Origin of the sequence: Halomonas sp. (genome assembly GCF_033549285.1) — a bacterium.
Lineage (GTDB): Bacteria > Pseudomonadota > Gammaproteobacteria > Pseudomonadales > Halomonadaceae > Halomonas.
In genome coordinates this window covers 1-7,760 of sequence record NZ_JAWSUJ010000137.1, presented here as the reverse complement: position 1 = coordinate 7,760, position 7,760 = coordinate 1, and the positions used below count along the sequence as shown (strand labels likewise).

Sequence of the window (7,760 nt, the reverse complement as noted above, 5' to 3'; positions counted from 1 at the left end):
GAACGCCTGAAGGGCGATGCCGAGAAGGTCGTGGCCCTGCAGCAGGAGTTCGTCGAGGAGAGCCAGAAGCTGACCGAGGGCAGCGTCAAGCAGGCCCAGGAAAGCGCCAAGGAGGCCACCGAGACCGCCACCAAGGCCGTCAAGGAAGCCGCTCCCAAGGCCAAGTAAGCCGTGGGCCCGCGACGCGGGCCGCGCTGACGCCAGAGCACAGGCCGCCGATCCATGATCGGCGGCCTGTTTTCGTTCGGGGGCAGGTCAGCGCGATTTGCCCTGGAGGGTGGAAACCCGAAAGGAGATGTCAGGCACGCCCGCGCCTTGTGCCAATCTTTACCCTTTCGGTGCTATTTCCTGACGCCTCATGGCGGCTTACACGGCGGAGTGTCCCAGGGAACGATCATCCGGGATCCTACATATAGCAACATAAAGCGGGCTCAGGGACGCGGCTGTTGCTGGGTAATGCAGTGGATATTGCCACCACCGAGCAAGATCTCCCGAGCCGGCACTCCGATCACCCTCTTGTCGGGGAAGAGCCCTTGCAGGATCCCACGGGCTTGTTCGTCGTGGGCGGTGTCCAGGAAGGGCATCACCACTACCGAGTTGCCGATATAGAAATTGACGTATGAACCCGCCATGCGGTCACCTGGCTGGCGGGGATGAGAGCTGCTCAGGCGGTCCAGGCCGATGGCCTCGTCCTCAGCGATATAGAGGGGGGCAGGCTGGGGCATCTTGTACACGGCCAGTGGCCTGCCCCTAGCGTCGCGAGCAGCCTCCAGTATCTTCAGGGCCTCTCGTGAGATGGCGTATTGGGGATCCGTCTCGTCGTCACACCATGTCAGGGCTACCTCGCCTGGGGCGACGAAGCAGCAGAGGTTGTCCACGTGGCCATCGGTCTCATCCAGGTGACAGCCCCGAGGCAGCCAGATCACTTTCTCCACCCCGAGGTAGTCCCTCAGCACAACCTCCATCTTGCTACGGTCCAATTCCGGGTTGCGGTTAGCGTTGAGAAGGCATTCCTCGGTGGTGATCAAGGTGCCCTCGCCGTCCACATGGAAAGCACCGCCCTCGAGCACCACAGGCGCTACGAAGCGCGGGATGCCAAGCATCTCGGCGATCTTGGTACGGATGCGCTTGTCCTTGTCCCAGGGAAAGTAGAGGCCCCCCTCGAGGCCGCCCCAAGCGTTAAAAACCCAGTCCACCATGGCCAGGCGCCCGTCGGGGTGGGTCAAGAAGGTGGGGCCCATGTCTCTCATCCAGGCATCGTTGCTGGAAAGTTCTATCACGCGGATATGGGCGGGCAGCTGATTACGAGCATTCTCGTACTGTTCGTCGTTGACGCCGACGAACACCGTCTCGCTCTCGGCGATGGCACAGGCCACCTCGGTGAAGGCCTGCTGAGCCGGCTTGGCCCCATAGCGCCAGGTGTCGGGTCGCTGTGGCCAGAGCATCCAGCAAGCGTCGTGGGGGGCAAACTCGGCCGGCATGGCAAAGCCCTGTTCGGCCGGGGTCCCGTGGGAGGCGCCCGCCGGGACGCCCAGATGGTGGTGTGTTGTCATGGCATCTCTCACAGGTGGCCGACTATCAGGAATACAACAGTGGCAATGGCTGCGGCAATCACCACATAGGGCAACTGCGTCAGGGCATGGGCCATGGGAGTGCAGCCGCTGCCCTGGGCGGACAGCACAGTGGAGTCACCGTAGAAGCAGGCGTGGCTGCCGAATGCGCTGGCGGAGATCAGCGCGCCGATCACCAGGGGCATATGGGCATCCATGCTTGACGCCAGCGGGAGCACGATGGGCATTGCCACGGCGAACAGTCCCCAGAAGGACCCGGTAGCAAAGGCCAAGAAGGCCATGGTCACGAAGACCACCGCCGGCAGCATCCCGGGGCTCATTAGCGGCTGCACCGTGGTGATCACGAAGTCGGTGAGCCCCAGCACGTCGTTGACTTCCTTGAGGGTGAATCCGGCCACCAGGGTGCCGAGCGGCATGATCATGGCCTTGAAGCCATCGAGGGCGGTATCGAATGTATCGTGAAAGCTCAGCAGCCGCTGGATGCCGATCAGCACCAGGGTAACTGCAAGGGCGACGATCACGCCGCGCAGGATGTCGATCTCGAAGTACCAGGTGAAGAAGATCAGGCTAGCGATGGGCAGCAGGAAATTGAGCAGGTGAGGGCGTGGCTGGTTCTCGTCTACCTCCAGTGCGTCGTCGTCGACCCCCGCAGGCATCAACTGGCCGCCGGCGGCACGGGCTTCGGCGGTTTTCATCGGCCCGATGTCGGGAATCAAGCCAACCGCCACCAGCGGGACGATGGCCGCGGCCACCCAGGCATAAAACATGTAGGGAATAGCCGATATGTACAGGCCCATGCCATTGCCGGTCACGTCGTTTTCCTCCAGCAGGCCACCGAAGAACACCGCCCAGGTGGAGAAGGGTACCAGGATGCACACCGGAGCTGCCGTGGAGTCTACGATGTAGGCCAGCTTTTCCCGGGAGATGTTGAAGCGGTCGGTGATCTTCTTCATCGAGGCGCTGATGGTCAGGGCATTCAAATAATCGTCGACGAAGATGATCAGCCCCAGAAACCAGGTGGTCAGCAGGCTCTGGTGCTTGGTGTGGATGCGCCGAGTCATGGTGTCGCCGAAGCTGAGCACTCCGCCGGTCTTCACCAGTAGGGCGATCAGGCTTCCGAACAGGCCGCAGACCAGAATGATCCAGGTGACGGTGTCGTTGCCCAGCACGCCGAGCAGGATGTCCGAGCCTTGGGTGATTACGGTGGTCGGGTCGATCATCAGCAGGCCGACTAGGGTGCCGGCCAGCAGCGATTCGATGGTACGTCGAGTGATGATGGCCATGCCCAGCACCACCAGGGTGGGGAGCAAGCTCCAGGCGCCAAAGAATTCCATGGTTCGTCTCTAGTTGTCGTTGTCGGGTAAGCGAAATGGGCAAGGGCGGCGTCCCCGCCGGGATGCCGCGACGGCGGTCAGAGGTAGCCGTCCTCGTGCAGAGAGGCTGTGGCAGCCGTCAGCGCCTCGTCGAGGATCGCGACCACTCGGTCGACAGTTCCGCGGGTCCAGATCAGCGGCGGCGAGACGATGTTCAGATGTCCCACCGGACGGATGATCAAACCGCGTTTCTGAGCCTCGAAGGCGATCCGGTCCCCGACCCGCGCCTCTACTGGCAGCAGCTCCTTGGTGGTCTTGTCGGCCACATTCTCCAGGCACATCATGAAGTGGCTGCCGCGCACGTCACCCACGGTGGTGTGGTGCGACAGGGTCCGGAGCTGTTCTTCGAGGTAGGGCCCCACCTCGCGGACATTCTTGCAGATCCCTTCGCGCTCAATGATCTCGATGTTCTTGAGGGCTGCGGCACAGCTCACCGGATGGCCGGAATAGGTGAAGCCGGTACTCAGCACACCCCCCTTGCGCTGAGGGGTGCCCAGCACCTCGTAAATGTCGTCGGAGATCAGGGTCGCGCCCAGCGGGGCATAGCCCGAGGACAGTCCCTTGGCGCAGTTGATGATGTCAGGCTGGGTCTCGAACACCGCCTCGGAGGCGAAGACGTGCCCCAGGCGGCCGAAGCCGGTGACCACCTCGTCGGCGATGAACAGGATGTCGTTGGCGCGGCAGACCGCTTGCATACGCGCATGATATCCACTTGGCGCCATCAACACCCCGCCGGCGCCCATGATCGGCTCGGCGATGAAGGCGGCAATATTCTCTGCCCCGATACGTTCGATCGTCTCCTCGAATTCTGCCACCAGGTGGTCGCAGTACTCTGCCTCGCTCATGCCTTGGGGGCGGCGATAGCAGTTGGCCTCGCTGAGGTGGGTCACCAGGTGGTCGAGGGTGTCAAAGTCCCAGTTGTTGCTCGCGATGCCGGTCAGGGTGGCGGCCAGGTAGGTGGTGCCATGGTAGGCGTTGTTACGCGAGAGGATGTGCTTCTTTTCCGGCTTGCCCAGGCGGTTGAAGTAGTAGTGCACCAGGCGAATGGTAGCGTCGTTGGCCGCCGAGCCACCACAGCTGTAGAAGACGTGATTGAGATGCTCGGGTGCCAGCTCAGCAAGCTTGGCGGCAAGTTCCGCGGCAGGGGCGTTGGACAGGTTGTTGAAGGTCGAGAAGTAGGCCATGCGGGTGGCCTGATCGGCCATGGCCTGGCCGATCTCGGCACGGCCGTGACCGACGTTGACGCACCACAGCCCGGCGATCCCGTCGATGAAGCGATTGCCCTTAGCATCCTCGACGTAGATGCCGTCGCTATCGGTGATCAGGTCGCAGCCTTGGTCATGGAAGACGCTGAAGTCGGTGAAGGGGTGGATGAAGTGGTCCTTGTCCTTTCGCCACAGGGCATTGGCATCGAGTTCGGAGCGGGCGGTCGTCGGACGGGTACTTGTTGTGGTCATGGTGTTGCCTCCTGTCGTGTGGAGGTCAGCCTAGTCAGACCCGGGGAGGGCGGAATATATCCTAATTGGGGTATATCGGGGGCTCACCCCGCCCTCATAAGGTGATTCCCAGACACGCAATACTCCCTATCAACAGGGCTATCGCTTGCGTTGTCGCTTGGGACTGATCCGTCGACAGGTCAACGCCTCACTGTTCACCTGACACCAGTGCCAATCGACGCATGCAGCAGTGGTTGCCCTGCTCGAACAATGACCGGAGAGGCAAACCATGACGATGTCCATCGACGGCCAGCGGCTGTGGAGCACGCTGATGACCATGGCCGAAATCGGCCCCACCGCTAACGGCGGCAATTGCCGCCTGGCCCTGACTCCCGAAGACGCTGCCGGCCGACGCCTTCTGCTCGATTGGTGCGAGGCGATCGGCTGCACCTGGCGGGTGGATCAAGTCGGTAACCTTTTCATCCGCCGCGAGGGCCGTCGTTCGGATCTCGCTCCCGTCGCAACGGGTAGCCATCTGGATACTCAGCCCAAGGGCGGTCGCTTCGATGGCATCCTCGGCGTACTGGGTGGGCTCGAGGTCTTCCGCTGCCTGCACGACCAGGGCATCGTCACCGAACGTCCCCTCGAACTGGTGGTTTGGACCAACGAGGAGGGCAGCCGCTTTGCTCCGGCGATGGTCGCCTCGGGCACCTATGCCGGTGAGTTCTCCGTCGACGATACCCTGAGTCGTCGTGATGCCGACGGCGTGACCCTAGGCGAGGCGCTGGAAGCCTGCGGCTTCGCCGGTGACATGCCGGTAGGCGAGCCGCGGCTGGATGCATTTTTCGAACTGCATATCGAGCAGGGGCCCGTGCTCGAGGAGGCAGGCGAGGCTGTCGGCGTGGTCACCGGCGTCCAGGGCATGCGCTGGTTCGATGTCACCTTCTCTGGCCAGTCGGCCCATGCCGGCCCCACTCCGATGCGGTTGCGTCATGACGCCCTGGCAGCGGCAGCACGGCTGATCGACCGCCTGCAGGTCCACGCCTTGTCCGATACCAGCAGGGCCACCAAGGTCACTTGTGGCTGCCTGGACATCACCGCGGCCTCTCGCAACGTTATCCCGGGGGAAGTACACCTCACCGTTGACCTGAGGCACGTGGTGGAGGCCGAGCTGGATGCCCTCCAGTCATGGTTCGAATGCGAGATGGCGGCCGCGGGCGAAGCCTTCGGTGTGGCTGTGTCCCAGCAGCGCATCTGGGCCTCGCCGGTGGTGGAATTCGCCCCCGAGTGTATCGCAGCCGTGGAAGCCGCGACCCAGGCACTGGGTGTGCGCTACCGACGCATGATGAGCGGCGCCGGGCACGACGCTGTTTATGTGTCGCGCGTTGCCCCTACCGCGATGATCTTCATCCCCTGCCGTGACGGCATCAGCCACAACGAGGCTGAATACGCCACCCCGGAGCACTGCGCCCTGGGCACCGAGGTGCTCTTTGACGCCATGTTGGCGCGTGCCAACCGTCATGCCTGATCTCTGGAGTCCGTTATGACCGAACTTAGCAAATTTCCCCGCAGCCGTGCCGAATGGCAGACATTGGCCGACTCGCTGGTCATCGAGACCCGCGCTTATATCGATGATGCCTTTGTCGATGCTGACGACGGCGCGACCCTCTCCACCACCAACCCGGCGACCGGCGAGGTTCTCGCTGAGGTGGCGAGCTGCGACGTCGCCGATGCCGAGGCTGCCGTGTCGGCCGCGCGGCTGGCCTTTGATGGCGGCGCCTGGTCGCGGCTGGCACCGGGACGGCGAAAGAAGGTGCTGTTGCGCCTGGCCGACCTGATGGAGGCCAACAGGCACGAGCTGGCGCTGCTCGACACCCTGGACATGGGCAAGCCGGTCGGAAGCTCGCTGGGCGACATGTCCGGCGCCGTAGCCTGCCTTCGCCATCACGCCGAGTCCATCGACAAGCTCTACGGCGAGGTCGCACCCACTAGTGACGATGCTTTGGGCCTGGTGCTGCGCGAGCCGCTGGGGGTGGTGGCCTCAATCGTGCCCTGGAACTTCCCGCTGATGATGACCGCCTGGAAGATCGCCCCAGCGCTTGCCGCCGGTAACAGCGTCATCTTGAAGCCCTCGGAGAAGTCGCCGCTCTCGGCGCTGCGCCTGGCCCAGTTGGCCCATGAGGCAGGGCTGCCACGCGGCGTCTTCCAGGTGCTGCCGGGCTTTGGTCACCGTGTGGGCAAGGCCCTGGCGCTATCGATGGATGTCGACTGTCTGGCCTTCACCGGCTCCACCGGGGTGGGCAAGCAGTTGATGCAGTACGCCGGCCAGTCGAACCTCAAGAAGGTCTTTCTGGAATGCGGTGGCAAGAGCCCCAATATCGTATTCGCCGACAGCGAGGACCTGGATCAGGTGGCTGAACATGCCGCCGCGGCAATCTTTCACAACCAGGGCGAGGTGTGCATCGCCGGCTCCCGGCTGCTGGTGGAGAACTCGATCCGCGAGGCCTTCGTCGAGAAGGTGCTGGCCGCCGCCGAGACGATGCAGCCCGGCGACCCGCTGGACCCTGCAAGTTTCATGGGGGCGATTGTCGACCAAGCTCAGTATGAGCGGGTGCTCGACTATATTCGCCGTGGGGTGGAGGAGGGGGCGACCCTGCGTACTGGCGGCCAGGCACTGGACGGTCCGGGGCTGTTCATCCCGCCTACGGTGTTTGACGGTGTGACCCCGGCGATGGCCATCGGCCGCGAGGAGGTCTTCGGCCCGGTGCTGGCGGTGTTCGGCTTCGACAGCGAGGAGGAAGCCATCGCCATGGCCAACGACAGCGATTTCGGCCTGGCTGCCGGGCTGTGGAGCCAGGACATCGACCGCATCATGCGTGTCACTCGTCGGCTGCGCTCGGGCCAGGTGTTCGTCAACAACTGGGCCGGCGGCGACCAGACCATGCCCTTCGGCGGGGTCAAGCAGTCCGGCAACGGCCGCGACAAGTCCCACCACTCCCTGGAGGAGTACTCCGATCTCAAGAGCGTTTGGATGACACTCGCGCTCTGAACATTCTCGTTTGCTGCCTACTTCCCTTGTCCAGCTGGTTCCCCTTCGAGGTCGCCAGCTGTTTTATCGTGTGCCAGGCATGGCGGGCGATAACTGATTGGCGCTGTTAACAGGAATGGTGCTCGGCGAGGCATGATTCTTCACGATTCGCCAAGGTCGCTTGACAATCCACCTACCGCTGGCGTGAGACCAGCGCCACATGATCCAGGAACAGCCGGAACAACTGCGATTGGCTGGAGATGTTGAGGCGCTGGTAAATAAATAAGGTAATCCCCCGGCTTTGCCGGGGGACTACCCGAGGTTTGACCGTGTGATGCGGTCAAAGGGAACC

5 protein-coding genes are annotated in these 7,760 nt (G+C 63.2%); 2 read left to right on the top strand and 3 right to left on the bottom strand.

All coding sequences use genetic code 11. From position 1 onward, the window contains the following. Positions 1–431 precede the first annotated feature (431 nt). The 3 genes from aguA to SCI24_RS19780 form a co-directional block, all read right to left on the bottom strand. Positions 432–1,553 (bottom strand): agmatine deiminase, encoded by a 1,122-nt coding sequence (gene aguA / locus SCI24_RS19790; RefSeq protein ID WP_318727013.1) that lies wholly within the window; start codon positions 1,551–1,553, stop codon positions 432–434. Positions 1,554–1,561: 8 nt separating this feature from the next. After that, a complete protein-coding gene (locus SCI24_RS19785; RefSeq protein WP_318727012.1) occupies positions 1,562–2,905 on the bottom strand; it encodes a Na+/H+ antiporter NhaC family protein in 1,344 nt (447 codons plus the stop codon). Between the two features lie 77 nt (positions 2,906–2,982). Beyond that, positions 2,983–4,401, bottom strand: a complete 1,419-nt coding sequence (locus SCI24_RS19780; RefSeq protein WP_318727011.1) for an aminotransferase — start codon at positions 4,399–4,401, stop codon at positions 2,983–2,985. Between the two features lie 268 nt (positions 4,402–4,669). Here SCI24_RS19780 and SCI24_RS19775 point away from each other — a divergent pair, with 268 nt between their 5' ends. Together SCI24_RS19775 and SCI24_RS19770 are read left to right on the top strand one after the other, a co-directional pair. Then, the gene (locus SCI24_RS19775) at positions 4,670–5,908 is read left to right on the top strand and encodes a M20 family metallo-hydrolase (RefSeq protein WP_318727010.1); all 1,239 of its coding nucleotides are present in this window, start codon (positions 4,670–4,672) and stop codon (positions 5,906–5,908) included. A 15-nt stretch (positions 5,909–5,923) separates the two neighbouring features. Beyond that, the gene (locus SCI24_RS19770; protein WP_318727009.1) at positions 5,924–7,429 is read left to right on the top strand and encodes an aldehyde dehydrogenase; all 1,506 of its coding nucleotides are present in this window, start codon (positions 5,924–5,926) and stop codon (positions 7,427–7,429) included. Positions 7,430–7,760: the final 331 nt, after the last annotated feature.